This is a genomic window from Bradyrhizobium uaiense (assembly GCF_010811875.1).
Lineage (GTDB): Bacteria > Pseudomonadota > Alphaproteobacteria > Rhizobiales > Xanthobacteraceae > Bradyrhizobium > Bradyrhizobium uaiense.
In genome coordinates this window covers 1-244 of the sequence record NZ_VKHP01000945.1, presented here as the reverse complement: position 1 = coordinate 244, position 244 = coordinate 1, and the positions used below count along the sequence as shown (strand labels likewise).

Sequence of the window (244 nt, the reverse complement as noted above, 5' to 3'; positions counted from 1 at the left end):
CCTTTGTCGATGCGATGGCCTATGGGGTCATGATCCCACTGCCTTGCGACGTCAGGGTCGAGCGCCGCGCATTCGCATGGGACTGGGATATTCCGGAGCCCGCAACCCAGGGCCATCCGCGCGCGCCTATGCGTTGCGTCCTCAGCTGTTCGGATCGATCGCGATGGCGCTGACCTCGGCTCCGCACGGCCGCCTCTGGCTCGACGAGCGTGCGCTGCGCGCAGCGCTAGGTGGTTAGCCGCCC

1 pseudogene is annotated in these 244 nt (G+C 67.6%); it reads left to right on the top strand.

What is annotated here, in order from left to right:
* A pseudogene (locus FNJ47_RS48225) lies at nucleotides 1-238 on the top strand (hypothetical protein); the annotation flags it as partial.
* Nucleotides 239-244: the final 6 nt, after the last annotated feature.